Genomic DNA, 26,506 nt, shown 5'->3' on the forward strand with positions numbered 1-26,506 from the left:
TCCTCCTTGTACCCCCTTAAAACAGGAAAAGCCTCTGCATTCAAAAATGTCCCCGATCCGAACCCGCACCGACTCATTTTATCCGACAGAAGCTCTCCATTCCTTACTCTTACGGTGAATAAGTGCCGTTAGTCAGGTTATCCTGACTTAGTACGCTCTTGCAAACACTACCGTGTGTTTCGCCTCTTCACCACAAGCCAGGCACGTATGCTTTTCTTCCGCAGGCTGGAACGGAATGTTCCGGCTTGTTGCACCTGTTACTTCTCTTACTTTATCTTCGCAAGCTTCAGAACCGCACCATCCAGCCAGTGTGAACCCACGTTTGTTTTCCATCAATTCCTTCATCTCATCAAGCGTATCTACAGAGTAGAAGTTGTCCGACATAAACGTGCGAGCACGTTGCAGCATATCGGCTTGCACTTGAGTCAGCATAGTCTGGATTTCTTCCACCAGATTTGCTTGTTCAACGACTTTCTTCTCTCCAGTAATCCGGGAAACGAGAACACATACACCGTTCTCCATATCACGCGGACCAATTTCGAGACGAATCGGAACACCACGCATCTCATATTCGTTGAATTTCCAGCCTGGACGAACATCACTGCGATCATCCATTTTCACACGAATTCCCGCTTGTTTCAGTTCAGCGAACAACTCGTCCGCACGGCCTACAACGGCATCACGTGTTTTTGGCGGTCCAATTGGAATCATAACCACTTGCGTTGGTGCAACTTTAGGAGGAAGAACCAGACCACGGTCATCTCCGTGAACCATAATTAACGCACCGATTAAACGTGTGCTTACCCCCCATGAAGTGGTGTAAGCCAGCTCCAGCACATTATTACGGCTAAGATACTGAATTTCAAATGCTTTTGCAAAGTTAGTTCCCATGTAGTGTGATGTACCTGCTTGTACAGCACGTCCATCCTTCATCATGGCTTCGATCGAGTACGTATCCACCGCACCCGCAAACTTCTCGGATTTGGTTTTCTGACCTACAATTACCGGAATAGCCAAATACTCTTCAACCACTTCACGATAAATCTGAAGCATCTTCATTGTTTCTTCACGTGCTTCTTCTTCGGTCTCATGCGCAGTGTGACCTTCCTGCCACAGGAACTCACTTGTGCGAAGGAAAGGCAACGTTCTTTTTTCCCAACGGACTACGTTAGCCCACTGGTTGATCAATACCGGAAGATCCCGATAAGACTGAATCCACTTGGAATACATGTGACCAATAATCGTTTCGGATGTAGGACGGATTGCCAGACGTTCTTCCAGCTTCTCTCCCCCAGCTTCCGTAACCCAAGGCAATTCGGGATTGAAGCCTTCAACATGTTCTTTTTCTTTTTGGAAAAAGCTCTCAGGAATGAACATCGGGAAGTAAGCATTGCGATGGCCCGTTTCACGGAAACGACGATCCAACTCATCCTTAATATGTTCCCAGATCTCAAATCCGTCTGGTTTGAAAACAATACAACCGCGTACGGGTGCATAGTCCATGAGATCAGCTTTTTTAATAACATCAATGTACCAGCGTGAGAAATCCTCGCCCTGAGGTGTAATTTCAGTCACGAACTGTTTATCATTTTCCTTTGACATAAGACTCCAGCGTCCTCCCATTACGACTATCTCTGAATAAACAGAGCGTAGTCAAACCATAATTATCCGTTAATTAATCGTAATATATCATTATATGTTACTGCCAGCATCAGTACAAACAACATGGCGAAGCCGACAAAATGAACCATACCTTCCCGGTTCGGATCAACAGGTCTGCCACGAAGCGCCTCAATCCCCAGGAAAACCAAACGGCTACCGTCAAGCGCAGGGATAGGCAACAGGTTGAAGATACCGAGATAAAGGCTCAAAATGGCAGCCCATCTGGTTAATTGCTCAATACCCTGTTTTGCAATCTGGCCCGTAACCTCAAACGTACGCACCGGACCACCGATATCGTCCATGTTAAATTGATTAATGAGATGTCTGAATCCTTCAAAGATTACTCTGGTCGTATCTACCATAGCTACTCCGGACACTTTAAATGTTTCCACGAATCCAACAGAACGAGTTGGCAGGGTAGGTACAATACCAACTTTACCGCCTTCCTGGCCTTCTACCGCGCGAGGTGTGATCGTAATATTAAACGTTTCATTCCCCCGGCGCAGTGTCCATTCCATCGGCTTGTCTTTGGAATCAGCTATCATGCTCACCATTTTTTGCGAATCCGTGCCGATGGCCGTACCATTGATTGTCTCAATGATATCTCCCTTTTGCAGGTTCGCTTGGTAGGCAGCTCCACCTTCAAGCACTTCGCCAATTTCCAGATTTTTCGGATTCTCAACTGGAACCCCAGCCATTTGTGCATAGACTGCAAATAAAACAAATGCCAGGATGAAATTCATGAGTGGTCCGGCAAAAATCGCCATTGCCCGCTGACCAACCGTTTTACTGCCGAATTGACGATCTTTAGGTGCAATTTGGGTTTGTTTGCCCCGACTCACCAACATCGCTTGCGGATGAATCCGGTACTGCTGAATTTCGCCATCCACATCGAGTTGCAATTTCAGTGCATTCTCCATATCAATGGAGATGACTTCACCTCGAATTACATTTTTGCGATTATCCAATTGATCGAGGTAGATCATTTTGACTTGGTCATCAGCTGATCTTACCGCAATGGTCTGACCTTCTTGAATTTCTACCAGTTCCGGATCTTCCCCAGCCATACGTGCATACCCGCCAAAAGGCAGCAGACGCAGTGTGAACTGGGTCTCGTTTCTTTTATATGAGAACAATTTGGGACCAAAACCGATCGCAAATTCCCGTACAAGAATACCGGCGCGTTTGGCAAAATAATAATGTCCCCATTCATGAACCGTCACGATGACAAAGAACATGAGCACCGTTAGAAATACCACTTGTATGGTTTCCAATCCCTATCCATCCTCCTTCACGGCACGAACCGCAGTCTGTCCCTTTAGATTATCATTATTCTCTGATGCCGCACAAGAGAATCACTTCTTCCATTTTATCTTGAAAAAAGAGATTACAGACTGAACGCAAGTTGACGGCTCTCCTGATCACATCTTGCGATTTCCTCCAGATCAGGCTCGTCCACATTGCGGTGTGCCTCCAGCACAGAAGCAATAATATCCTCTATTTTAAGGAACGAAATCTCTTTACGCAAGAAACGTGCTACAGCAACCTCGTTGGCTGCATTAAACGCCGTTGCTGCGGTTCCTCCCATTTTACCACACTCGTATGCCATTCTTAAACAAGGGAACCGTTCCATATCCATCTCACGGAAATGCAGCTTGCCCACTTGTGTTAGGGATAGACGTTGTGAAGGCGATGGTAAGCGGTCAGGATAGGTCAGTGCATACTGAATGGGAACACGCATGTCCGGATTACCAAGCTGGGCAATAATGCTTGTATCATTAAACTCCACGTAGGAATGAATGATGCTCTCCGGGTGAAGCAACACATCAATCTGATCATAACTTAGTCCAAACAGCCAATGCGCTTCAATAACTTCCAGCCCTTTATTCACCATCGTCGCCGAGTCTATCGTAATCTTCGACCCCATCGACCAGTTGGGATGTTTGAGTGCATCTTCTACGGTAACTTCCTTCAGCTGTTCACGAGTCAAATCACGGAATGATCCTCCAGAAGCCGTAAGTGTAATTCCCATCACGCGTTCACGAGGTTCTCCATTCAAGCATTGGAAGATAGCCGAGTGCTCACTATCCACAGGCAGAATCGGTACCCCTTTCGCAGCCGCTCTGGCAGTAACAATATGTCCCGCTGTAATTAGCGTCTCTTTGTTAGCCAGCCCAATCTGTTTACCTGCATCAATAGCAGCCAGGGTCGACTCAAGCCCAACACTCCCCATTACAGCAGTGACAACCGTATCTGCTTCCGTTCCGGCAGCGACTTCCACCAGTCCTTCTTTGCCATAAAAAAGCTGTGTTTCGATAGGTAAGTGCGGTGCCACTGTCTCTGCTAGCTCCTTTGAGCCAACTGATACCTTTTTGGGTCGATAACGCTTCGCTTGCTCAATCAGCAACTCTATATTGCTCCCAGCAGCCAGTCCCTCTACTTGAAAGCGTTCGGGATGCATATCGACTACATCCAGTGTCTGAGTTCCAATGGAACCGGTTGACCCAAGAATCGCAATTTTTTTCATGCTGCACCTCATCTTTATTTATCCAAAGCCTATGACGAATAGTTCGTCATATGGCTTGTGCTCATTTTTAATAGGGCAGAAGCATTAGTATATGTACGAATGGAAAAACGACAATCCAGCTGTCGCATCGATCCAGAATACCGCCATGCCCCGGGAGCAAAGTGCCGGAATCTTTGATGTTATACACACGTTTGTAAGCAGATTGAATCAGATCTCCCATTTGTCCTACAATCGCACATGCAATCCCAATCCATACCGCTCTTTGCCAAGACAACAAGCCGTCTGACACCAATGCAAAAACAACAGAAGTGATTACAGCGATCACAATACCACCCAGTGCACCTTCCACCGTTTTATTAGGACTGATCGACGGCCAAAGTTTGTTCTTCCCGATAAGTTTCCCTACAAAATAGGCACCTGCATCACTTGCCCATATGGAGCCCAGAAGCAGAAACGTCCAGAACAACCCATGATGCAAATGTCTGGATTCCGCGATGTAATAAAAACCGATTCCAATATACATTACTCCCAGAAAGAGCATGGCAACAGTGTTTACAGGAATCTTGTTTTTAGTTACCACAGAGGCAGTCATTAATACAAGCATCACAAGCCATCCGATCTGGAATAACGTTAGTGGTCTAGCTTCCCAAATCATTTCCCAAGGAAACACAATCGCAAAGATACCTGCATAACCAATTAGGGCTACACCCGAAAAAGGCTGTACCCCGGTCATTTTAACAAATTCATAATAACCGATGAGAGCCATGAGCAATACCAAGCCATGGTACCAGGGTCCGCCCAGCATGCAAAAACCCAAAAACAACACACCTGCTATGATTCCTGTCGTTAATCGCTGTTTCAACGGCTTCATCCTCCATCTATTTCAAACCGCCGTAACGCCTTGTTCTGCGCTGATATTCGGCTACTGCTTCAAGCAAATGCTTTTTGCCAAATTCGGGCCAGTATATATCCGTAAACCATAATTCGCTATATGCGAGCTGCCAAAGCATGAAATTGCTTAATCTCAACTCTCCGCTCGTCCGGATCAGCAAATCCGGATCAGGCATATCCCCAGTGAGCATATGTCTGTCAATGAGTTCAGGCGTAATGTCGTCTGCCGATAGTTCCCCCGACTTTACCTGCAGAGCGATCTGTTTGACACAGTCCGTCATTTCGCGACGACTTCCGTAGTTCATTGCAAAATTTAAAACAAGCCCTGTGTTATGTTCCGTAAGACGAATAGCTTCACGCAAAGCATTAATGGTATGGGAAGGCAAATGTTCTTCCTGGCCCATCATACGGATGCGTACATTTTTTTCTATAAGCTCATCCAGCTCTATCGCCAAAAATTCTTGCGGAAGCCGCATCAGAAAATCCACTTCTTCTTTTGGACGCGTCCAGTTTTCTGTCGAAAAAGCGTACATCGTCAGATATTTGATGCCCAGTTCATCCGCCGCGATGGTCGCACGTTTGACCGCCTTCATCCCATTCTGGTGGCCAGCTATTCGTGGGAGACCCAAACGTTTCGCCCATCGTCCATTGCCGTCCATAATGATGGCGACGTGCTGCGGGATATTATCCTCGGATATAGTCAGCGTTTCCTGCTTGTCAGCCCCATTCCACCACGACCGAACCCGTTTGATCATTCCTGTTCCTCCAAAATCCCTGAAGTTTCTTCACCTGAAGCTTGGAAAAAGAGACAAAACCCCACCGTATTGGAGGGGCTGCGCTTGTCTTACACTTCCATGATTTCTTTTTCTTTGGCAGCGAGTACCTTATCGACTTCAGCAATAAACTTATCGGTCGATTTTTGGATGTCGTCTTGATGTCTCCGGGACTCGTCCTCGGAAATGTCTGACTTCTCCATTTTTTTAATATCATCATTCGCATCACGGCGAATATTACGAATGGCTACTTTGCCTTCTTCACCGAACTTTTTCGTCAACTTCACAAGTTCTTGTCTGCGTTCTTCCGTAAGTGCCGGAATGGACAGACGAATCATAGTTCCGTCGTTCGCTGGCGTAAGGCCAAGATCCGATTTCATAATTGCACGCTCAATATCCCCCATGGAGGATTTATCCCACGGCTGGATCATCAGTGTCCGGGAATCCGGTGTACTGATATTAGCCAATTGGTTGAGCGGAGTCATTGCACCGTAATACTCTACTTGAATCCGGTCGAGAAGAGCCGGAGTTGCACGACCTGCACGCAAAGTGGCAAGATCACGTCGTAACGCTTGAATCGCTTTATCCATACGTTCTTCGGCATGTTTTTTAACCGCTTGTGGCATTAATCTACACTCCCTTTAACGATTGTCCCGATGCGTTCACCAAGAACAACACGTTTGATGTTACCTTGTTCCGTAATGGCAAATACGATCAACGGAATGTTGTTGTCCTTACACAGCGAGGACGCCGTTGAGTCCATTACACCAAGATCTTTGTTAAGTATATCCATGTAAGTCAACTGATCAAACTTGACAGCTGTGCTGTCTTTAAACGGATCTGCTGAGTATACACCATCAACTTTATTTTTGGCCATTAAGATGACTTCTGCTTCGATCTCTGCTGCGCGCAGTGCTGCTGTTGTATCGGTGGAGAAGAACGGGTTACCTGTACCTGCTGCAAAAATAACGACCCGGCCTTTCTCCAGATGACGGATAGCTCTACGACGAATATAAGGCTCCGCAATTTGTTGCATGGCAATCGATGTCTGTACGCGAGTAGGCACTTCAATCTGTTCCAGTGCATCTTGCAGGGCGAGCGAGTTCATAACCGTCGCCAGCATCCCCATATAATCGGCAGTTGCTCTATCGATGCCGTTTTCGCTACCGGCAATTCCGCGCCAGATGTTTCCGCCGCCGCACACGATAGCAACCTGTACACCTAGTTCAACTACTTCTTTTACTTGCTGGGCAATCGACGAGATCGTCTCTGCATCAATACCGTAGCCATTTTGACCGGAAAGAGACTCTCCGCTGACCTTTAAGACAACACGTTTAAATACTGGCTGTTCCAATTATTCACCCTCCACTTTGAATTGAACACCTCCGGCGTTCAACCAACAAAACTTCTCGCGCATGACCTCCTGCTTAAAAAGAAAGGAACACAGTTGTGTTCCGCTCTTTTAGGAAAAACGTTCAACCGGTAAGGCATAGTTTTCCTGGGATATAAGGGAGTAGCGCTTCGAAGTTTCATCATTCTTATATCTTCGAAAATCATTCCTGCTTGCCGGTTTAAAAACCGTCTTATTTGTTCACTTGGGACATAACTTCTTCTACGAAGTTGTCTACTTTTTTCTCAAGACCTTCACCCAGTTCATAACGAACGAAACGACGGATGGAGATATTTTCACCGATTTGGCTGATTTTTTCGTTCAGCAGTTGGGAGATCGTTTTGTCAGGATCTTTAACAAAGGTTTGCTCCAACAGGCAGAATTCTTCGTAATATTTACCGATACGGCCTTCAACCATTTTCTCAACGATTTTTTCTGGTTTGCCTTCGTTCAGAGCTTGAGCTTTCAGAATTTCTTTCTCTTTTTCCAGCTCTTCTGTAGGAACTTCTTCACGAGTAACAAATTTCGGGCTCGCTGCTGCGATTTGCATAGCGATGTCCTTAACGAAATCTTTGAATTGATCTGTTTTACCAACAAAGTCAGTTTCACAGTTCACTTCTACCAGTACACCAATACGGCCACCAGCGTGGATATAAGATTCTACAACGCCTTCAGTTGCTGCACGGCCAGCTTTGCTTGCTGCTGCTGAAAGCCCTTTTTCACGCAGCAATTCAGCTGCTTTCGTGATGTCACCGTTTGCTTCTTCCAGTGCTTTTTTGCAATCGAGCATACCTGCGCCCGTTTTTTCACGGAGTTCTTTTACTGCACTCGCATTAACTGCCATTATTAATTCCCTCCAAAAATAAGTAATTGTAAGTACACTCTAAAAAAAGGGCAGTGAGAGGTTATCCACCTACCAACCACCCTTTTCATTTAATTCATTAGATATGTTCGAATCTATTAAGCGGAAGTTTCTTCGCCTTGGTTAGCTTCGATAACGGCATCAGCCATTTTACCTGTCAACAGCTTAACGGCGCGGATTGCGTCGTCATTACCCGGGATAACATAATCGATCTCGTCCGGATCGCAGTTAGTATCAACGATACCTACAATTGGAATACCCAATTTGCGAGCTTCCGCAACAGCGATACGCTCTTTGCGTGGATCGATGATGAACAGGGCGCTTGGCAGGCCTTTCATATTTTTAATACCGCCGAGGAATTTCTCCAGACGATCTTTCTCTTTGCGAAGCAAGATTACTTCTTTTTTAGGCAATACAGCGAAAGTACCGTCTTCTTCCCAAGCTTCCAACTGTTTCAAACGATCAATACGTTTTTGAATAGTTGAGAAGTTAGTCAGGGTACCGCCGAGCCAACGTTGGTTAATGTAGAATTGACCAGCGCGTTCAGCTTCTTCTTTAACTGAATCTTGAGCTTGTTTCTTAGTACCCACGAAAAGAATTGTACCATTCTCTCCTGCGATTCCTTTAACGAAGTTGTAAGCCTCTTCGACTTTTTTCACTGTCTTTTGCAAGTCAATGATATAAATTCCGTTTCTTTCAGTGAAGATATAACGATCCATTTTTGGGTTCCAACGACGAGTTTGGTGACCGAAGTGTACCCCAGCTTCGAGAAGCTGCTTCATGGAGATTACTGCCATCTTCACACACCTCCTAATATGGTTTTATTGTGTCCTCCGCCGGCATCATTTTTCGCCAAGACTCTCCATCAGGAAAGCACCCTCAACAAAATTAGCACATGCGTGTGTTTTAACACCGTTATCTAATATATCATAACTGATTGCCTGATGCAACAGTCTTTCAAAGCAAATTTCCGTTCCTTCATAGCGATACAGAACTTGTCATTATTTATACAAAAAAACCGCCCTGCCTGAGCGCACTCAGTTTGACGGTTCTTTTGTAATCTTGGCAATAATGGATTTGAAACTTTCGCCTTTTTCCAAGTCATAGGTACCAACTTGTATTTTAGTGTTAATTCGCTCTGCTCTGCCTGCCTTTATGAAAGCTTGTGCACTATCGACAATCCCGGCTTTCTCCAGATTCCCGGCCACGATGGCCAGACTATTGCCTGAACGTACTCTGAACGATACAGTAGCCGCAGCTTCGGGACTGTTAGGACTTGACGGTTCGGTCGTTTTTGGCTGATCGACTTCGTCCTGTTTGTCGCTTTCATTAGTGACAGGTTGCTTTGGATCGTCAGGTTGCTCCGGTTTCACAGCTGATTCTGCCGCTTCAGGTGCCGTTGCCGTTTTCCCCTGTAGTTCACTGCCTTCTTGTTTCTTCTTCGCTACCCACTCAGCTTCTGTAAACAACTCATCATCAGAAGCTACAAGCTTCATGTCCATGCTCTTTGCAGCTGCTTCAAGCTGTTCCATTGTCAGATTGGCCGTAGCCAACTCAGGGTCGAGATTACTCTCAGACAGTGCGTTTTGTCCAACCGTTGCAAGCTGCAGCAATACTGCACCAACAATCATGCCACTTCCAAGTCCAATCCATAAGGAGCGCTTGTCCATCTGTTAGCTCTCCTCCCGTTCTGCCAGCTGTAAAATCAGCTGTATTTCTCCACGTTGTATGCCTGTCTGCTTGGCAATGGCATCCACTGACTTTCCTTCAGCATGTAGATTAAACAGCTCTGCATATCGGTCCTTAATGGATTCACGTACAGGTTTAGGTTCTTGTACAGCGGCCTGCTGTTCTGCTTCTGACACCTGTTGGGCCGAATCTGCTCGCACACTGTCTACAAGCGCCTGTGCTTGCAATCCGCTTGTGCTATGTACCGGAATTATATTGGAGGGTATGTCTGTTTTTATCGTTTTACTTTCTTCCAGTTGATCCAGCCTCCGCTGTAATTCCTGAAGCTGTGACTGCATACGCTGATCTGCCGCCGTCGCCTCACCCTTCATTTCAGCAACACGCTGAATGAGAGCATCATTATCGTTCTCTATCTCAGCCATATAATGTTCAAGCGTAGATTCCATCTCTTGCACCAGGTGATGCCCAGGCTCCTGCACTTTATTTTTCTTGGGCATGATAAGCGCATATGCTATTGCGCAGGCTCCTAATATGACAATAATGATCCATGGTGACAAATTGGGTTCTCTCCTTTTAATGCAGCCATCGGTGTTTAAGACTACATGTGAGTCACATGTCATCCATTACAACGACAGGTCAATATGTTTTCCTTTGTAGGGATGCTCAGCAGGTTTGACAGTTTCCAGCGCTGAAGTAACTTCAGGTTCGTTGGAGCCGCTCTGCTGCTCTTTGTTTCTAGATTGACCATCGCGTACATCTGTGTGCGCTGTTTCATCCAGCGCCTCGCTTCGTTGCCTTGCTTCATTTGCTTCTTTGGCCGTTTGTTCCGCTAGCAGGTTCTGGTCAATGACCGGTCTCTGCTGGGCTTCATTCTGATAACGCCCCGCCTCACTTGTTCTAGGTACGGCAATCTGCAACTCAACTGCTTTGAAACTCATACGCTCACCTCACGGTATCGAATGGATTTCTTTATGTGCTTGAATGCTGTACTTAAACGAATGGAACCATCGTTATATCCCCATCATGATAATAAAAAGATATTCGACTTACCGGATCTTTAATAAATTTGGTGTATCTGCCGATAACTATTCTAGAGCCTCCATAAATCATCTTATGGATATCGACGCGAGCCCTACTTGTATCTTCAAGAACCTTCTCAATTTCAAAGATGCGTGTTTTCGTTTCCTCGCTAAGACGAAGGGCAGATTTTTGAGTCGCACTCAGTTTGATTCGCATGGACATTCTATCCGGGGTCAGTTGGCCTGCAGCAGCTAACTGATCCAATAATGTCAAAGCTTTTTTCGTTTTATCCAAAGCATCCATCTGCTCTTTGACTTCCTTACGTAAGTCACTCAACTCATTACGGAGCTTAGGCAGTACCCCTACTTCAATGGAAGTCACAGTAGACATACTGTTGCCGACGACGCGTGCTGAGACCTTTTCTCCAGCTTGGATCGACCCGCCGACGATAAGTCCTTTGGTACCTTCACAGATTACCGCATGACCTGCACGAATCGTGGAATGCATAATACTTTGGGATACCAGTACATTTTCAGCCGCATCGACGTTGCCTTCTTGAATAAAGGTACATTTCACGTTATGCCCTGCTTGTATAAGCCCTTTGTTATAACCAATAATACCGCCAGTAATTTCGACAGAGCCACCAGCTTCCAACTCCGCCCCCTCGACACCTCCGACGACACGTATATCCCCCGCAGCTTTTACTTTAAATCCGGTAAGCACATTGCCGCGGATGACAACTGTACCCACAAAATCGATGTTACCAGTGTTATAATCCACATCTCCATTGATCTCGTACACCGGAAACACATTCAATTTGTTGCCTTCTGTTTTGGTAACCAATCCATCCAGAGCGGCATACATCGCGGATCCATCAGGGTTAACGACAACATTTTTCCCCACTTTGAAGCGTGCTTCTTTCCCTGGACGAAACGGTATTTCTTCACCTGTTACAGCCCTTCCCATCGTGCCATCCACAGGAGGAATTCGTTCGGCAATGATTTGACCTGTTCGAACATTGTTTAAGCGAGTCACTTCTTTGTAATCGACTGTTCCATTCTCTGCTTCCAAAGGTCGCCGTTCATTGGAATCGTCCATGCCCACCAATACCTTGATGAATCCATCCGTTCCCTGTACTGGTTTTATACCTTCGGCAATCTTGTATTGTTCCTTTATATACGTCTCAGGATGACTCACAAAAACAAGCAACGCTTCGCGCAGCACACCATACTTAATCCCCTGACTCGCTAAATATTTTTCGAGCTGTTCCGGTGTGCAGGCAAAATCATCTTCCTGTTTGGAAAATTCAAGGTAGGCCGTACTTTTATCATCTGATAAAACAATGCTCAAACACTGTTCCAAAACAGTCCGCTGTGTCAATGCATTTCTTCCCCCTTTTAGACTTTCCACTCCCCAAATCCTATGTTAAAACTCTCTATTCATATATTACTATATTAATCTTTACGCATAAGCAAGTCTTTCTGTTTATCCAGTGTTCCACGTAATCGTAAAATGGCCTTTGAGTGCAATTGCGAGATACGTGACGGAGAAAGAGACATTACTTCAGCAATTTCACTAAGAGAGAGATCTTCATAATATAAAAGTGAAACAACCGTTCTCTCTTTGACCGTCAATTTTTCAAGCCCCTGCACTAAAGCTTCTTTTAAGTAGAATTCATTTACTTTGTAATCCGGGTTTTTAGCTTTTTCATCGACCATTAATGAAAGTCGAGTCTCGGACTCTTCTTCCCGGATTGGGTCTTCCAGAGAGCAAAGCGACATAACTGCCACTTCTTGAAGCATATGTTGAAAGTCTTTCGTAGACACGTCGAGATACTGGCTCATTTCTTCATCACTAACAGAACGCAAGTATGTTTGCTCTAGCTGCTGGTAAGCATCTTCAATTCGTTTTGCTTTCTCCCGCACGGAACGAGGAACCCAATCTCCTTGACGCAAACCATCAAGAATTGCACCGCGCACACGCCATGATGCGTACGTCTCAAATTGCAGACCACGTTCATAGTCAAATTTCTCCAACGCATCAATCAATCCCATAACTCCATTGCTCTCCAGATCATCTTTCGGGACATTTTTGGGCAGACCAACAGCCAAACGCCCGGATACATAGTTTACAATATGAAGATACTTTTCGATCAAACTTTTCTTGGCTTCAAGATCGCCTTGTTCTTTCCACTTTTCCCACAAGTCAGCGTGGTTCAAATGTGAAGCTTTACGCTCGTTCAATTGCTTTCACCCTCCTTATTTGTCTGTCAGGTGACGAACGGCCTGCGCCAACTCCTCCGGCTCTTTGGTCCGGACAAGTTTAGGCGGATCCAAAGGGGCAAATCCCGTTGGAGCTTTCGTCTCAGATGGTGGAAGGTTCTCCCCAGAGGAGGCGTTCTGTCCATGTTTGAGCAAGTCATTCAGTTCTTGTCCATCGTCTTCGAGTTTAATGTCCACCTGTGAACCTCTTAGTTCTTGAGCGCCCGGTGAATCATAACCATACCCATTCCCCTCTACTGAAGGGTTCAGCAGCAATCCCAGTCCCCAGCGTAAACCATAAGCAAGGACAAACCAGGCTACAAAGCCGATCAACCCGCGTATTAAGCTGGTCATCAACACATTGCTGCTGTATGCTACAAAAAAAGTCAGAATAAATCCGACTATGCCTGCTCCAAGATTAATACGGTAGTTTCCTATCATGTCTTATAGTTCCTTTACACCCATTTGGACACTTCGAATAGTCAAAAGTCCAGTTTCACAGTCCATTTCAATCGTTCGTCCGTAATTCCCACCGGTGTCTTCGGCAAGAAGTGGAATCCCAAGCTTTTCTAACCATTCACGACAAGAATCCGCATTCCTCGGTCCGATACGCATCGTATCCCCTGCTCCCGCGAAGGCAAACATCTGAGACCCTCCAGCCATTTTGGACACAATACGTGAACGAGATGCACCGAGTTGTATCATTCTTTGTAACAATTCCGGCAATGCCGTATCCGCATATTTGGCTTTGTTCAAAGTTCCTTCACGAGCAATCTCTGAAGTGGGGAGCATGACATGCGCCATTCCGGCAAGCTTCAAATGCGGATCATACATTGTTAATCCTACACAAGAGCCCAAGCCAGTCGTACGGATTACGCCGGGAAGATGAGCAATGTTCAAATCCGCCATACCGACTTTAACGACGCTTTTGTCCTCAATCATGATCCAGTGGCACCCCTAGAGATTCAAATATCTTAGCAAAAGATGGCGGATCCGGAATCAGGAAAAATTGACCCTCTACCTGATCTTCGCCTTCAAAGAAAGAAGTGTCAATCAATAATGCATCGTCGCCCATTTCACCAAACTGCAACAAACCATAACTCAAAATGGCTCCTGCCATATCAATAGCAAGTCCAGGAACAGTCGGATACATAGATAGTTTAGTGAAATCTGCCAATGAAGAAAGGTATGAACCCGCCAAAATATTTCCGATTTCGGATAGAGCCGATTGTTCCATTTCCGTGAATGCAAGACCTTCCTTCAGATCAAAACCAGCAAGACGGTTCAACAGCATTTTGGCAGCCTCAGGTGCCATCATAAAGAACAGATTGCCTGGCGCTTCGCCTTCAACACGAAGAAATACAGTAACAACAATACGTTCATCCCCGCCCACTTTTTCAGCAACTTCTTCAAAAGGAAGCATCTGCACTGTAGGTACACCCATGTCAATCGGTCTATTAAGAAGCTGAGACAACGCCGTTGCGGCGTTGCCTGCTCCAATGTTACCGACCTCTTTGAGCACATCCATTTGGAATCCCTCAAATCGGTTGAACAGTTCCACGGTGTTAGCCCTCAATACTTTCCAGCTGTACAACCTCGCTTTTATTTAATACTTCGTTCAGGTTAAGCATAATCAACAAGCGAGCATCCTCCAGCTTGGCTACACCACGCAGGTATCTTGCTTTAACTCCACCAACCACTTCAGGCGGACTATCAATTGCATCACGTTTGATGTCAATAACATCATTGGCAGAGTCAACGATAAAGCCAACTTGCATGTCGTCTACACCTACAATGACAATACGTGTTTGATCGGTATATTCTGTTTCCGGCAAAGAGAATCGACCACGCAGATCAATGACGGGAATAACAACACCGCGTAAGTTAATAACTCCTTTTACAAAAGAGAAGGTCTTAGGAACACGGGTAATAGGCATCATACGCTCTATCGTCTGAACCTTGTCTACCTCAATACCATACTCTTCGGATCCTAATTTAAAGACAATGACTTTCAACTCTTCTTCCATGTAAAAAACCTCCCTATTAAATGTAAGACTTATCTTGTGTGCTTATTTAATAAATGCATTAGGATCAAGAATCAGAGCTACTTGTCCGTCTCCCAGAATCGTTGCACCAGAGATTCCTTCAATGGCAGGAAGATAAGTACCCATCGATTTAAGAACAATCTCACTCTGTCCAATAAATTCTTCAACGGCTACAGCTGCAAGACGTTCACCTTTGCGAATGACCACGATTTCAGTTTCTTGTTCATCCGCGTCATTGAAATCAGGCACTCCAAAAACTTCGCTCAACGACAGGTACGGAATTAGAGACTCACGGAATGTGATCATTTTATTACCATGAATGTTGCGAACCTGTTCACGCTGTACAATGGCTGTCTCCACAATGGAAGACAAAGGAACGGCATATTTCTCGGATCCCAGTCGAACAAGCATCGCAGCGATAATGGACAGGGTCAATGGTAACTGAACAGAGAAGTTCGTCCCTTTACCCGGTGTCGAATGAATGGTTACATTACCACCAAGAGAAGTGATTTTGGATTTTACAACATCCAAGCCTACTCCACGGCCGGAGATATCCGAGATTTTATCAGCGGTACTGAAGCCTGGTGCAAACAGCAACTGGTTCACTTCATCATCGCTCATCTTGGCACCTTGTTCTTCGGTAACAACTCCACGCTTGACTGCTGTTCTCAAAAGGTTGTCCCGGTAAATGCCTTTACCATCATCTTCGATCTCAATAAATACATGATTTCCGCTATGGAAGGCCCGAAGGTTAACTGTTCCCAATTCAGGTTTACCTGCTGCTACACGCTCTGCGATCGATTCAACACCATGGTCAACTGCGTTACGCAGCAAATGTACCAACGGATCGCCGATCTCATCGATTACCGTCCGATCAAGTTCCGTTTCGGCACCCGTAATGACCAGATCGATTTTTTTGTCCAGTGTTTTAGCAAGGTCACGAATCATTCGCGGGAAACGGTTAAATACGGTATCTACAGGGACCATCCGCAACTTCAGTACAATATTTTGCAAATCTGTACTGACTCTGCTCAGATGAGCTACAGTATCCGATAAATCATTATTACCCGTCTCACTGGCCAACTGCTCCAGGCGTGAACGGTCAATCAATAACTCGCTGAACAAATTCATCAGTACATCCAGACGTTCTATATCCACACGGATGGTACGTGAAGGTGCAGCAGCTTGTTTAGGTGCAGTTTTAGTGGCCGCCAGTTTCTTTGGTTCTTTCGATGAAGAATCCGATTCCGGGGATGCATCTACTGGAGCAGGAACAGGTGCAGCTTCCACTTCAGCTGTTGCCGCTGCCTGATTGGTCATTTGCTGAAGAGTCTCTTGATCCAGCTGAATGACCTTGGCACTTTCAATTTCAGAGATGCTCATAATGCCTTTTTCAAGTTCCTGCGCCTCTTTGGTTGTTATGTAATACAACGAAAAACTGCGCTCAAACTTCTCTTGCTCAATATCCTGAACGGTTGGAAACGATTTAACAATTTCACCCGAGCGTTCTAACAGATCGAAGACCATATATGCACGTACGCCCTTCAGTTGGCTCTGCTCGCTGACAAGAACTTCAATATAGAGCACACGGTGACCTTCAGCTATGGACTGATCCAATACGGAGTACTGGAATTCGTCCAGTTCAACCGCACTTGGTGTTACTGTGCTTGATGATTGATTTACTTCGGCTACTGGAGCAGTACCTCCCGTCCATTCACCACTCTCAATGGCTTGGAGAGAAGCTACGATGGAGGAGACATCTGCTTTCCCCTCTCCACCTCCGGTAATATCCTGAACCATATTCTCCAAGGCATCCAAACTTTTGAACAGGGTATCAAAAATGAAATCCTGCATTTTCAACTTTTCGTTACGCACCAGATCCAGCACATTTTCCATTTTGTGCGTCAATGATGCCAAATCCTCAAACCCCATTGTAGCAGCCATACCCTTCAATGTATGAGCAGAGCGGAATATGACCTGAACAATTCCCAGATCCTCCGGACTGCCTTCGAGTTGAAGCATATTTTCGTTAAGGGACTGCAGATGATCATTAGACTCATCAATAAACATAGATAAATATTGATTCATGTCCATTGTGAGGCACCTCCTCCATGAGTTTACTCCGTTTATTTCACAGCTTGAACAAGTTTAGGCGCAATCTCCTGCAAGGGTAGAAGATGACGCACGCATTGCAGCTCTACAGCAGAACGCGGCATACCATAAACAACACAAGTTTCTTCATTCTCTGCAAAGGTTGATGTGACACCCGCTTCATACAATTTTTTCATCATACGAGCACCATCACTGCCCATCCCTGTCAGCAAAACCAAATGTCGTTGCAATGACGTGTACGGCAGCAGCGACTCAAACATCGTATCTACTGAGGGCCGGTGTCCATTGACTGGTTCTTCCTCTGTCAGCTTTATGGTGAACCTTCCATCAGCAGTTTTGTTGACTTTGACATGGAAGCCGCCAGGAGCAATATAGGCCGTTCCTTTTCGTAAAACCATGCCTTCCTCAGCTTCGACCACATGCAGTTCACTGAACGTATTCAATCGCTGGGCAAGGGATCGAGTAAAGTTAGGGGGCATATGCTGTACAATAATGACTGGAGCAGGTAAATCACCTGGCAGTTGCTCCAGCAAAGTCTTGAGGGCTCTCGGTCCACCAGTTGAACAACCAATAGCCACAAGTTTGTTGAATGATCCTTCCGGCCCTGCTCCCTTATGAGAAGGAATTACCTTCGAAATATCTTTGGATGGATCAGCTGAAGCTGCAGCAGTTTCCTGTTCTGCCAATCGAGATATATTGGACAAACGTTTTTCCTTAGGAGATTGCGTTGGCTTGTTTAGCTTTGCTAATTTGTCATTGCTGGCATCCGAAGCTCGATTTGAATCTCGCAAAGGCTCCTGCTTTTTGTCCAGGCGTCCCGTATTCTGCTTCGTCAGTGGAATAATGGGATGCTTTGGTTTTGCTCGTAAGGATTCAGTTTGTCCGCTACCTAGACGTGTTCCTGGCTGAGCAGGTTCTATCGTTTTCTTCAAAAGACCTTTACGATCTGGTAAAGAAGGATCAACCTGAACTCGCTGAGACTGTTGCAGCAGTTTGCTCTGTGCTTCATCCCGTTTCTTCATGGATGCTTCACGATCGGCTTTTCGCTTGATTTCATCCATAGCTGCTCGCATCCGCTCAACCAGTGCTTTACCGACTTGGGCAATATCCTGATCATGCACAATCGATGGCTTACGAATGAAGTCAAACGCACCGGCCTCAAGCGCCATGATGGTCTCTTTCATACCTTGTTCATTGATACCTGAAAGCATAATCACCGGGACGAAAGATTGCTTCATGATCGATTTTAATGCGTCCAACCCATTCATTTCAGGCATCTCAACGTCCATTGTGATGACATCGGGCTTCAAATCTTTTGCTTTTTGAATAGCTTCCTTACCATTTGACGCTGTTGCCGTAACCTTAAACTCCGAATCTGCTTCAATTAAATCTGAAACAATTTTACGCATAAAAGCGGAATCATCGACAACCAATACTTGATACACCGCCATGTTGTTTCCACCCCTGTTTCCTTTATTCAGAAATCATGTTGTCCGCTTTAGCCACTTTTTCATAAATCCTTTGATTCCTGTCAAGGTTTCGGATCCCGGAGCAGCAGGTGCAGCTAAATAGTGATGTGCGAGTTTCAATATATCCCTGGAAGCTTTTGCATTCGGATATGCCAGACTGTATGGCACTTGCCTTTTAACTGCCTTTACAACCTGGGCATCTTCGGAAATATATCCAAGCAGGGGGATATCGATCTGTAAAAATCTCTTAGCCACTCCAGCTATTTTATCCGCCACCCTTTCCGCCTCTTGCTGGTCTTCAACCCGGTTAACGATCATCCGAAAGGGTGTGGCATTTTCCTGGCCATGCATAACTTTAACTAAAGCGTAAGCATCGGTTATTGAAGTTGGTTCAGGTGTGGTGATGATCAGGCATTCATCGGCTGCACCTATAAATTTCATGTTTTCTCTGGAAAGTCCTGCCCCAGTATCAAAAATGACATAGTCCATCTCCTGTGCAATTTCTTCAACTTGTCCAGCAAAAAACTCCAGATCTCGATCTGACAATGAGAACAATTCTTTCATCCCCGAACCTCCGGCGATATAAGGCAACCCGCTTGCACCAAGCTGTATGATTTCCTGTATGGATTTCTGTCGGTATAACAGATGGTACAGATTATAGGGAGATGAGGTTCCCATTAGGACATCGATATTAGCCATCCCTATATCTGCATCAAACACCAATACCTTCTGCCCCATTGCCTGTAAGCTCAGTGCAAAATTAAGTGTGAAGTTGGATTTACCAACCCCTCCTTTTCCACTGGCAACGGTTATGATTTTGGAGGAGCGTGAATCACGACCTCTTCCCTCCACTCCGTTAGGCATGGAGACCATACTTCTGAGTGAGGCTGCCTGGTCCTTCATCGTACAAGCTCTCCTAACAATTGTTTGGTCAGAGAATCCGCATCAGGTTTAAGTAAATCATCAGGCACATTTTGTCCGTTCGCCACATAAGCAAGTTTAAGTGGAAAACGATGCAGTAGGTTAAACATAGGGCCGCAGCTTCCGGTCTCATCCATCTTCGTAAAAATAACCTTATCCAGCCCATATTTACTGAAATGCTCGGTTATTTGCACCATATCGGAACTTTTGGAAGTCATGCTCAAAACCAAAAAAGTTTCACTATTTTCCACAGGTGCGAGTAAACTTTGCAGTTCTGAAACAAGCAGCTCATTTCTGTAGTTTCTTCCGGCTGTATCCATGAAGATCAGATCACATTCCTCAAGACGGGAGATCGCACGTTGTGTATCACCTGGGGATTGTACGACCTCAAGCGGGACATTTAAAATGGATGCGTACGTTCTAAGTTGTTCTACAGCTGAGATACGATAGGTATCGGAAGTGATGAACCCTACCTTTCGCTGTTTGTTAAACATCTGTTCAGCAGCCAGCTTGGCAATGGTCGTTGTTTTACCAACGCCAGTTGGCCCAGCTACATACACAATGCGTGTGGTTGGCAAAATGCCCACGTCGATACGTTTCTCCAAAAAATGTGATATTTCCAATTGCACTGCTTGAACAGCTTCTACTTCATCTAATTCTTTTTCAGAGAGATTTGTCTGAACAACCTCAAACCAAGATTCCCATACTTCTGGCCAAATGTCTTGCTCCATCAACCTTTCTCGAAGGGCATGAAACTCCTCAGATAACGGATCTGCCGTTGCTCCTTGCTTAGACAACTTGGTCATCATCAGTTTGAGCTCCTGTAATTCAGACATTAGTTGGCCCTGCTGCAGATCGTTCGCCTGCTCCTGCTGCCCACTGGCTGATGTTAAACCCGAAAAATCCGCCCCTTGCGGTCGCGGTTTATGCTCGATACTCAAAGAAGATCTGCCGTTGCTCATGTCTGAACCGAGTTTACTCGATTCAGACACAGCTGTGGCATCCGAAGTTTTCTCTTGCACATTTTTTTCAGCGATACTCGCAGCTGATTCGTCAGAAGCAACGACAAACGAACGAGCCGTTTGTCGATATGCTTCAGGTACAAATGAGCGAGGTACGGGTGAAAATTGATTTTGAACTTGATTTGTAGTCTGTTTTTTTTCTTCCTTATCTACAGCAGCTACAACTTCAATCCTTTTCTTACGGAACATCCCCAGCACCCCCCCCACCTTAATTTCCTTGGTGGACAGGATGACGGCATCACTTCCCAGGTCTTTGCGAATTTGAAGCATAGCTTCGGGCATGGTTTCAACGACGTATTGTTTTACTCTCATAAGTTCACCACCCCGACACTTTGAATTTCAACATTCGGCTCCAACTCACTATAGGAAAGCACTGGTATATCCTGCATGGTACGCTCAATCACCTGACGCAGATACATACGAATGGTTGGAGAAGTTAATACAACAGGCTGCTGGCCCGACTGGATCAATCGATTGACTTGTTCAGTCAACTTTTGATATACACTTTGTGTTGAAGCCGGATCCAGTGCAAGATAACTGCCTTGATCGGATTGCTGTACACTCTCGGCAATTTTCTTCTCCAGACCAGGTCCAACAGTGATAACTCTAAGCGTCTCTCCTTTTTGGGAGAATTGCTGGGTAATCTGACGAGAAAGGGATTGTCTCACATATTCTGTCAGTACATCCGGGTCTTTGGTGTACGTTCCGTAGTCCGCCAGTGTCTCGAAGATTGTAACCATATCACGAATGGAAACTTTCTCTCGCAACAACTTGGCGAGCACTTTCTGTACATCTCCGATGGACAGGACGGATGGGATGAGTTCATCCACCAGCGCAGCATAATTCTCTCTGAGATTATCCACGAGTGCTTTCGTTTCTTGTCTGCCAAGTAACTCATGCGCATGCTTCTTAATCAATTCAGTCAGATGTGTAGCTACAACTGAAGGAGGATCTACAACCGTATATCCTGCAAGTTCAGCTCTGTCTTTGGTTACTTCGTCAATCCATAATGCTGGAAGACCAAAAGCTGGCTCTGTCGTTTCGATCCCTGTAACAGATTCTTCTTCATAACCCGGACTCATGGCCAGATAATGATTCAACAACAGTTCTCCGCCGCCAACAACATTACCCTTAATTTTGATGACATATTCATTCGGTCTTAATTGGATATTATCCCGAATCCGGATAACCGGAACGACTAACCCCAGTTCAAGAGCACACTGTCTACGAATCATAATGATCCGATCCAATAAGTCTCCACCCTGCTGATTGTCAGCCAGAGGAATCAAACCGTAACCAAACTCAAACTCAATTGGGTCAACCTGAAGAAGGTTGATTACACTCTCCGGACTTCTAACTTCTTCAATCTGCTGCTCCTCTTCCATTTGCTCCTCTGCCTCTTGCTTCTGATTGAGATTATTCTGCATCCTCCATCCGGCAAAAGCCAGCAAACCTGCGAGCGGCAACGTTGTAATAATATGAATCGGTGTGAAAAAACCGAGCATTGCTATTACAAAAGCTACAATATAAAGGAGCGTCGGGTATGTAAACAATTGCCCCGTAATGTCATCGGCCAAATTCCCCTCCGATGATGCTCTTGTTACGATAAGACCTGCTGCTGTAGATATCAGAAGTGCTGGAATCTGGCTCACAAGGCCATCCCCAATAGTTAATACGGAATAGGTGGACAACGCATCGGCAAAAGCAAGACCATGTACTGTCATCCCGATGATAAATCCACCAATGAGATTGATCAGGAGAATAATAATACTTGCAATGGCGTCCCCTTTTACAAATTTACTTGCTCCATCCATGGCCCCGTAGAAATCAGCTTCACGTTCAATTTTGGAACGACGTTCACGTGCTTGCTGCTCGTTGATCAAACCGGCATTCAAATCTGCGTCGATACTCATCTGTTTACCAGGCATCGCATCGAGGGTAAATCGTGCTGCTACTTCAGCTACACGCTCCGATCCCTTCGTAATAACGATAAATTGAACAACGACGAGAATCAGAAACACAATGAATCCAATTGCAATCTGTCCACCAGCTATCCAGCTACCAAAGGTAGCAACTACCGAACCAGCGTCTCCTTCTCCCAGAATCAGCTTCGTTGTCGATATGTTGAGTGCTAATCGAAACAACGTCGTGATCAGCAATAATGCAGGAAAGATGGAAAATTGTAGCGCTTCTTTGCTGTTCATTGCAACAAGCAGTATCATCAGTGCAAGTGAGATATTGATGACAAGCAACATGTCCAACAACCAGGTTGGGATCGGGAGAATCATCATCAACACGATGCCGATGATACCCGCAAGGACAGCTATATCTTTTGTTTTCAATGAATGTACGGCCTCCGATCCCCTGTTATTTCGTTCTGCCCTTTAATTTATATACATAAGCCAGCACTTCAGCTACCGCTTGAAACAAATCAGCCGGTATGGCGTCACCAATCTCGGCTCTCTGGAACAATGCCCGTGCCAGCGGCTTGTTTTCCATAGTTATGACACCGTGCTCTTTGGCAATTTCTTTAATACGCAAGGCGACGTAATCCTGACCTTTAGCTATAATCTGCGGCGCTTCCATCTCCGACCCTTCATACTTAAGCGCAACGGCAAAGTGAGTCGGGTTGGTGATAATTACGTCCGCTTTGGGAACTTCCTGCATCATGCGCTGAACAGCCATACGACGCTGACGCTCCCTGATTTTCCCCTTGATCAGTGGGTCACCTTCCATTTTTTTATATTCGTCCTTGATGTCTTGCTTAGACATCCGAATGTTTTTCTCGTAATCATACTTCTGGTACATATAGTCGAGTACAGCAAGTACTAACAGGGCTACTGCTATCTTGATCCCCAAGTTTAAGGTGATGGAAGCAGCAAAATGCAGAATCGCATCTAATGAAAAATGAGACAGTGAAGCAATATCTGACTGATAACCTGTGATGGTACTATAAACCAGAAAGCCGATAATCGACATTTTCATAATAGATTTAGCAAACTCCACCAAAGAACGAAGAGAAAAAATGTTTTTGAATCCTTTAATCGGATTCAGCTTTTCCAGTTTGGGCTTTAATCCCTCTCCTACAAGCAGGAAACCTACCTGCATGTAATTAACGATTAAAGCAACAAGGAATGCACCGAGCAAAACAGGAGCAAGCAATAGCATAACCTCGATGCCATAACGCATCAATAAGGCTACGACGTTCTCCCCAGTGACCTCCATACTCAGCCGATTAATGAAGATGTCTGTAAACAGTCGAACCATACGTTCTTTGTAAAAGTTACTGAACATCATCATAATTAAAAAGGTGAATAGGAGAATGGATGCGCCGGACAGCTCCATACTTTTTACAACCTGCCCCTTTTTTCGCGTATCCTGCCTCTTTTTCGGGGTAGCCTTCTCTGTTTTTTCCCCTGCGAACATCTGGAGGTCGAGTTGATATTTCATTCGAATCTTGTCCTCCGTTTCACTCAGCCCGGCCTTTGTCCAATGGTCCCTAGCAATTTTTCCATGGATCTGAACATCACTTCGAACAATTGACTAAACACAAAGGCGAAACTGGGAACCAGCAAAAGCAAAATAGCAAGCCCAACGAGTACCTTTAGCGGCATTCCGACGGCAAACACGTTAAATTGAGGAGCCGTCTTTGCCAAGAATCCCAATCCTACATCTGTCAAAAACAGAGCAACTACAATCGGCGCAGACATCTGGAAAGCCAACATAAATGATTGACCTAAGGTATGTACCAAAAATTCAGCAATACTTCCGTCTGCCAATCGTAGAAAGAATACATTCGACAACGGAATCCAACGATAACTGTATACGATGGCATCGAGTAGATAATGATGTCCATTCATTGTCAGAAAGAGCAATACAGCAAAAGCATATTTGAAGTTACCTGTAAGTGGTGCAGAAGCACCTGTCATTGGATCATATACGTTGGCCATACCAAAACCAATCTGAAGATCAATAAAAGTACCCGCGGTCTGTATAGCTGTCATTAACAGATAAGCAACAAAGCCTAGGAGCAAACCAATCAATATCTCTCGGATGACCAGCAAGATATAACTCAGATCTGTAGGTACAACCTGGTCTATGCCGTATACCATATACACAGTAAAGGTTACAAATGCCGATAAACCAATTTTAATAGAATTCGGCACATTTCGAGCTGAGAAGACTGGCGCTGTTACAAAAAATGATGCTATTCGACAAAACATAAGCAGAGCGACAGGAAAACTTTGCAACAATGTCTCCATCTGCAACAGCCTACCCTATGTATCTGTATAAATTATCGAGAATGTTATACGTGAAATCGACCAGTATATTCAATATCCAAGGACCAAACAAAAGTACTGCCAGAAGTACGGCAATGATTTTAGGCACAAAGGCCAGAGTTTGCTCCTGAATTTGAGTGGTTGCCTGAAACACACTGATAATGAGTCCTACAACCAGAGCTAGAATAAGCATAGGTGCGCTGGCCAGCAGTGAAGTATAAACCGCTTTCCCGGCCAGACCGATAATAAACTCCGAAGTCATGACCGTCCTCCTTTAATATGCCGGCTCAAGTGTTAAAACTCAGCAACAGTGACTTCACGACCAGATACCAGCCATCGACAAGTACAAATAGCAGTATTTTGAAAGGTAATGAGATCATGACAGGTGGAAGCATCATCATGCCCATAGCCATGAGTGTACTCGCAACTACAATGTCTATAACCAAGAATGGAATAAAGATCATGAATCCCATCTGGAATGCTGTCTTCAACTCACTGATTGCATATGCCGGTACCATCACAGTAATCGGGATATCCTGGTATGTGCTTGGCTTTTCGGTTTGATTGTACTTCATAAACAGCAGCAGGTCTTTCTCCCTAGTGTGGGAGAACATAAACTTCTTCATAGGATCCGCAGCTTTTTCCAACGCTTCGGTTTGTGTGATGTCACCCTTGAGATATGGCTGAAGTGCTACCTGATTGATGGATGACAACGTGGGCGACATGATGAACAGTGTTAGAAAAAGTGCCAATCCGACCAGCACCTGATTGGGTGGCATTTGCTGCGTACCCAAGGATGTCCGCACAAAACCGAGAACGATAACAATCCGGGTAAAGCTAGTCATTAGTACTAGCAAAGCTGGTGCGATACTAAGTACCGTGATCAGCAGGATAATGGACAGTGAACTCGTGCTTGGAGTGCCCCCATCCCCGTTTCCAATTTGAATATCAATATTCGGAATCGGTTCGGCAAAGGCAACAGTGACGGATGCCAGACTGATGAGTCCTATGAAAAAACACGCTAACCAAATCTTTTTCTTCATGAATCCCTCGACCGATCTGTAGTATTGTCTTCTTCCAGAACCTTCTCCATCTTCTCTTTACGGTTAGGCATCTGCCGAAGTTTAGATTCAAACAGTTCGTGAAAAGAGGTTGTATCCTCGAGTTCCATTTCCCGCGGCGGTTCATCTTTGCGCAATCGGGCTGCCAGCTTTGCAATGAGAGGCGAAAGGCTTCCCTGTTGTGCTGAAGCATCCCGTTCAAATGAATCAATGATTCGCTGTGCCTCTTCAAGATCCGAAACCTTATCCACCAGCTGTATGTCATCACCCACACCGAGTAGATAAACGCTACCGCCAATTTCTATAATTTGCAGCGACTTGTTTGGTCCCAGTCCGACTCCACCCAAAATACGAATTGTGCCGTTCCGGAACCATCGCTGATTCCGTTTGTTTAGAAAACGAATCAGATAGACTATAAGAACCAGAATGACGGCCAGGACAACAATCACCCATACAAGCTGAAAATAATAATTGACTCCCGTGCCAACATCATCTGGAATCTTATCCTGAGCCATCATCAT

28 protein-coding genes are annotated in these 26,506 nt (G+C 45.2%); all 28 read right to left on the reverse strand.

From position 1 onward, the window contains the following. Positions 1-147 precede the first annotated feature (147 nt). The 28 genes from proS to CS562_RS02140 all read right to left on the reverse strand — a co-directional run bounded on the left by proS (position 148) and on the right by CS562_RS02140 (position 26,503). Positions 148-1,602, reverse strand: a complete 1,455-nt coding sequence (proS, locus tag CS562_RS02005) for a proline--tRNA ligase (RefSeq protein ID WP_076289527.1) — start codon at positions 1,600-1,602, stop codon at positions 148-150. 62 nt (positions 1,603-1,664) lie between these two features. Further along, positions 1,665-2,936, reverse strand: coding sequence for an RIP metalloprotease RseP (gene rseP / locus CS562_RS02010; protein WP_076289526.1), 1,272 nt, complete (start codon positions 2,934-2,936; stop codon positions 1,665-1,667). A gap of 113 nt (positions 2,937-3,049) precedes the next feature. Next, positions 3,050-4,189, reverse strand: a complete 1,140-nt coding sequence (locus tag CS562_RS02015) for a 1-deoxy-D-xylulose-5-phosphate reductoisomerase (RefSeq protein ID WP_076289525.1) — start codon at positions 4,187-4,189, stop codon at positions 3,050-3,052. Between the two features lie 67 nt (positions 4,190-4,256). Then, positions 4,257-5,051, reverse strand: coding sequence for a phosphatidate cytidylyltransferase (locus tag CS562_RS02020; RefSeq protein WP_099853263.1), 795 nt, complete (start codon positions 5,049-5,051; stop codon positions 4,257-4,259). A 16-nt stretch (positions 5,052-5,067) separates the two neighbouring features. Next, the gene (locus tag CS562_RS02025) at positions 5,068-5,835 is read right to left on the reverse strand and encodes an undecaprenyl pyrophosphate synthase (protein ID WP_063566384.1); all 768 of its coding nucleotides are present in this window, start codon (positions 5,833-5,835) and stop codon (positions 5,068-5,070) included. 89 nt (positions 5,836-5,924) lie between these two features. Beyond that, entirely contained in the window at positions 5,925-6,479 is a 555-nt protein-coding gene (frr, locus tag CS562_RS02030; protein WP_024630246.1) for a ribosome recycling factor, read from the reverse strand. Then, positions 6,479-7,207 (reverse strand): UMP kinase, encoded by a 729-nt coding sequence (gene pyrH / locus CS562_RS02035; protein ID WP_024630245.1) that lies wholly within the window; start codon positions 7,205-7,207, stop codon positions 6,479-6,481. The genes frr and pyrH overlap by 1 nt, the downstream gene beginning before the upstream one ends. A gap of 229 nt (positions 7,208-7,436) precedes the next feature. Next, positions 7,437-8,087, reverse strand: coding sequence for a translation elongation factor Ts (gene tsf, locus CS562_RS02040; protein WP_062326078.1), 651 nt, complete (start codon positions 8,085-8,087; stop codon positions 7,437-7,439). 116 nt (positions 8,088-8,203) lie between these two features. Next, on the reverse strand, positions 8,204-8,902 hold the full coding sequence (gene rpsB, locus CS562_RS02045) for a 30S ribosomal protein S2 (protein WP_024630243.1): 699 nt from the start codon (positions 8,900-8,902) through the stop codon (positions 8,204-8,206). Positions 8,903-9,142: 240 nt separating this feature from the next. Then, on the reverse strand, positions 9,143-9,775 hold the full coding sequence (locus tag CS562_RS02050) for an endolytic transglycosylase MltG (RefSeq protein WP_099853266.1): 633 nt from the start codon (positions 9,773-9,775) through the stop codon (positions 9,143-9,145). A gap of 3 nt (positions 9,776-9,778) precedes the next feature. Continuing rightward, on the reverse strand, positions 9,779-10,351 hold the full coding sequence (locus CS562_RS02055) for a hypothetical protein (protein WP_099853268.1): 573 nt from the start codon (positions 10,349-10,351) through the stop codon (positions 9,779-9,781). Positions 10,352-10,417: 66 nt separating this feature from the next. Beyond that, entirely contained in the window at positions 10,418-10,732 is a 315-nt protein-coding gene (locus CS562_RS02060) for a hypothetical protein (protein WP_076289521.1), read from the reverse strand. 52 nt (positions 10,733-10,784) lie between these two features. Further along, positions 10,785-12,194: a flagellar assembly protein A gene (locus CS562_RS02065; RefSeq protein ID WP_099853270.1), complete on the reverse strand. Its 1,410-nt coding sequence runs from the start codon at positions 12,192-12,194 to the stop codon at positions 10,785-10,787. 74 nt (positions 12,195-12,268) lie between these two features. Then, positions 12,269-13,057, reverse strand: a complete 789-nt coding sequence (locus tag CS562_RS02070; RefSeq protein WP_072732409.1) for a FliA/WhiG family RNA polymerase sigma factor — start codon at positions 13,055-13,057, stop codon at positions 12,269-12,271. 15 nt (positions 13,058-13,072) lie between these two features. Then, a complete protein-coding gene (locus CS562_RS02075) occupies positions 13,073-13,516 on the reverse strand; it encodes a hypothetical protein (protein WP_076289519.1) in 444 nt (147 codons plus the stop codon). 3 nt (positions 13,517-13,519) lie between these two features. After that, positions 13,520-14,017 carry a chemotaxis protein CheD gene (locus CS562_RS02080; protein WP_063566391.1) on the reverse strand — a complete coding sequence of 166 codons (498 nt, stop codon included), beginning with the start codon at positions 14,015-14,017 and terminating at the stop codon, positions 13,520-13,522. Then, on the reverse strand, positions 14,010-14,603 hold the full coding sequence (locus tag CS562_RS02085; protein WP_090807429.1) for a chemotaxis protein CheC: 594 nt from the start codon (positions 14,601-14,603) through the stop codon (positions 14,010-14,012). Before CS562_RS02085 ends, CS562_RS02080 begins: the two co-directional genes overlap by 8 nt. A gap of 37 nt (positions 14,604-14,640) precedes the next feature. Further along, the gene (locus CS562_RS02090; RefSeq protein WP_063566392.1) at positions 14,641-15,102 is read right to left on the reverse strand and encodes a chemotaxis protein CheW; all 462 of its coding nucleotides are present in this window, start codon (positions 15,100-15,102) and stop codon (positions 14,641-14,643) included. 42 nt (positions 15,103-15,144) lie between these two features. Then, a complete protein-coding gene (locus tag CS562_RS02095) occupies positions 15,145-17,214 on the reverse strand; it encodes a chemotaxis protein CheA (RefSeq protein ID WP_099853273.1) in 2,070 nt (689 codons plus the stop codon). Positions 17,215-17,246: 32 nt separating this feature from the next. Then, a complete protein-coding gene (locus CS562_RS02100; protein WP_099853276.1) occupies positions 17,247-18,683 on the reverse strand; it encodes a protein-glutamate methylesterase/protein-glutamine glutaminase in 1,437 nt (478 codons plus the stop codon). 33 nt (positions 18,684-18,716) lie between these two features. Further along, the gene (locus tag CS562_RS02105; RefSeq protein ID WP_099853278.1) at positions 18,717-19,604 is read right to left on the reverse strand and encodes a MinD/ParA family protein; all 888 of its coding nucleotides are present in this window, start codon (positions 19,602-19,604) and stop codon (positions 18,717-18,719) included. Further along, positions 19,601-20,956, reverse strand: a complete 1,356-nt coding sequence (gene flhF / locus CS562_RS02110; protein ID WP_099853281.1) for a flagellar biosynthesis GTPase FlhF — start codon at positions 20,954-20,956, stop codon at positions 19,601-19,603. The genes CS562_RS02105 and flhF overlap by 4 nt, the downstream gene beginning before the upstream one ends. Further along, on the reverse strand, positions 20,953-22,986 hold the full coding sequence (gene flhA, locus CS562_RS02115) for a flagellar biosynthesis protein FlhA (RefSeq protein ID WP_099853283.1): 2,034 nt from the start codon (positions 22,984-22,986) through the stop codon (positions 20,953-20,955). The genes flhF and flhA overlap by 4 nt, the downstream gene beginning before the upstream one ends. Before the next feature lie 25 nt (positions 22,987-23,011). Then, on the reverse strand, positions 23,012-24,094 hold the full coding sequence (gene flhB / locus CS562_RS02120) for a flagellar biosynthesis protein FlhB (RefSeq protein WP_099853286.1): 1,083 nt from the start codon (positions 24,092-24,094) through the stop codon (positions 23,012-23,014). A gap of 23 nt (positions 24,095-24,117) precedes the next feature. Further along, entirely contained in the window at positions 24,118-24,906 is a 789-nt protein-coding gene (gene fliR / locus CS562_RS02125) for a flagellar biosynthetic protein FliR (protein WP_099853289.1), read from the reverse strand. 10 nt (positions 24,907-24,916) lie between these two features. Continuing rightward, entirely contained in the window at positions 24,917-25,186 is a 270-nt protein-coding gene (gene fliQ, locus CS562_RS02130) for a flagellar biosynthesis protein FliQ (protein ID WP_024630226.1), read from the reverse strand. Positions 25,187-25,211: 25 nt separating this feature from the next. Beyond that, positions 25,212-25,967, reverse strand: a complete 756-nt coding sequence (fliP, locus tag CS562_RS02135; RefSeq protein WP_063566400.1) for a flagellar type III secretion system pore protein FliP — start codon at positions 25,965-25,967, stop codon at positions 25,212-25,214. Further along, on the reverse strand, positions 25,964-26,503 hold the full coding sequence (locus CS562_RS02140; RefSeq protein ID WP_371121409.1) for a flagellar biosynthetic protein FliO: 540 nt from the start codon (positions 26,501-26,503) through the stop codon (positions 25,964-25,966). The genes fliP and CS562_RS02140 overlap by 4 nt, the downstream gene beginning before the upstream one ends. Positions 26,504-26,506 lie beyond the last annotated feature (3 nt).

The organism is Paenibacillus sp. LK1, from assembly GCF_002750415.1.
Classification (GTDB): Bacteria; Bacillota; Bacilli; order Paenibacillales; family Paenibacillaceae; genus Paenibacillus; species Paenibacillus taichungensis.

Coding starts and splice junctions, on each gene's coding strand:
- CS562_RS02075 (WP_076289519.1), bottom strand. CDS start 13,516: ATGATAGGAAACTACCGTATTAATCTTGGAGCAGGCATAGTCGGATTT.
- CS562_RS02015 (WP_076289525.1), bottom strand. CDS start 4,189: ATGAAAAAAATTGCGATTCTTGGGTCAACCGGTTCCATTGGAACTCAG.
- fliP (WP_063566400.1), bottom strand. CDS start 25,967: ATGAAGAAAAAGATTTGGTTAGCGTGTTTTTTCATAGGACTCATCAGT.
- CS562_RS02060 (WP_076289521.1), bottom strand. CDS start 10,732: ATGAGTTTCAAAGCAGTTGAGTTGCAGATTGCCGTACCTAGAACAAGT.
- proS (WP_076289527.1), bottom strand. CDS start 1,602: ATGTCAAAGGAAAATGATAAACAGTTCGTGACTGAAATTACACCTCAG.
- CS562_RS02095 (WP_099853273.1), bottom strand. CDS start 17,214: ATGGACATGAATCAATATTTATCTATGTTTATTGATGAGTCTAATGAT.
- CS562_RS02080 (WP_063566391.1), bottom strand. CDS start 14,017: ATGATTGAGGACAAAAGCGTCGTTAAAGTCGGTATGGCGGATTTGAAC.
- CS562_RS02090 (WP_063566392.1), bottom strand. CDS start 15,102: ATGGAAGAAGAGTTGAAAGTCATTGTCTTTAAATTAGGATCCGAAGAG.
- rpsB (WP_024630243.1), bottom strand. CDS start 8,902: ATGGCAGTAATCTCCATGAAGCAGCTTCTCGAAGCTGGGGTACACTTC.
- CS562_RS02140 (WP_371121409.1), bottom strand. CDS start 26,503: ATGATGGCTCAGGATAAGATTCCAGATGATGTTGGCACGGGAGTCAAT.
- CS562_RS02050 (WP_099853266.1), bottom strand. CDS start 9,775: ATGGACAAGCGCTCCTTATGGATTGGACTTGGAAGTGGCATGATTGTT.
- flhF (WP_099853281.1), bottom strand. CDS start 20,956: ATGAGAGTAAAACAATACGTCGTTGAAACCATGCCCGAAGCTATGCTT.
- CS562_RS02085 (WP_090807429.1), bottom strand. CDS start 14,603: ATGGATGTGCTCAAAGAGGTCGGTAACATTGGAGCAGGCAACGCCGCA.
- frr (WP_024630246.1), bottom strand. CDS start 6,479: ATGCCACAAGCGGTTAAAAAACATGCCGAAGAACGTATGGATAAAGCG.
- CS562_RS02100 (WP_099853276.1), bottom strand. CDS start 18,683: ATGGCGGTGTATCAAGTATTGGTTGTCGATGATTCCGCTTTTATGCGT.
- fliR (WP_099853289.1), bottom strand. CDS start 24,906: ATGGAGACATTGTTGCAAAGTTTTCCTGTCGCTCTGCTTATGTTTTGT.
- tsf (WP_062326078.1), bottom strand. CDS start 8,087: ATGGCAGTTAATGCGAGTGCAGTAAAAGAACTCCGTGAAAAAACGGGC.
- flhB (WP_099853286.1), bottom strand. CDS start 24,094: ATGAAATATCAACTCGACCTCCAGATGTTCGCAGGGGAAAAAACAGAG.
- CS562_RS02105 (WP_099853278.1), bottom strand. CDS start 19,604: ATGAAGGACCAGGCAGCCTCACTCAGAAGTATGGTCTCCATGCCTAAC.
- fliQ (WP_024630226.1), bottom strand. CDS start 25,186: ATGACTTCGGAGTTTATTATCGGTCTGGCCGGGAAAGCGGTTTATACT.
- CS562_RS02025 (WP_063566384.1), bottom strand. CDS start 5,835: ATGATCAAACGGGTTCGGTCGTGGTGGAATGGGGCTGACAAGCAGGAA.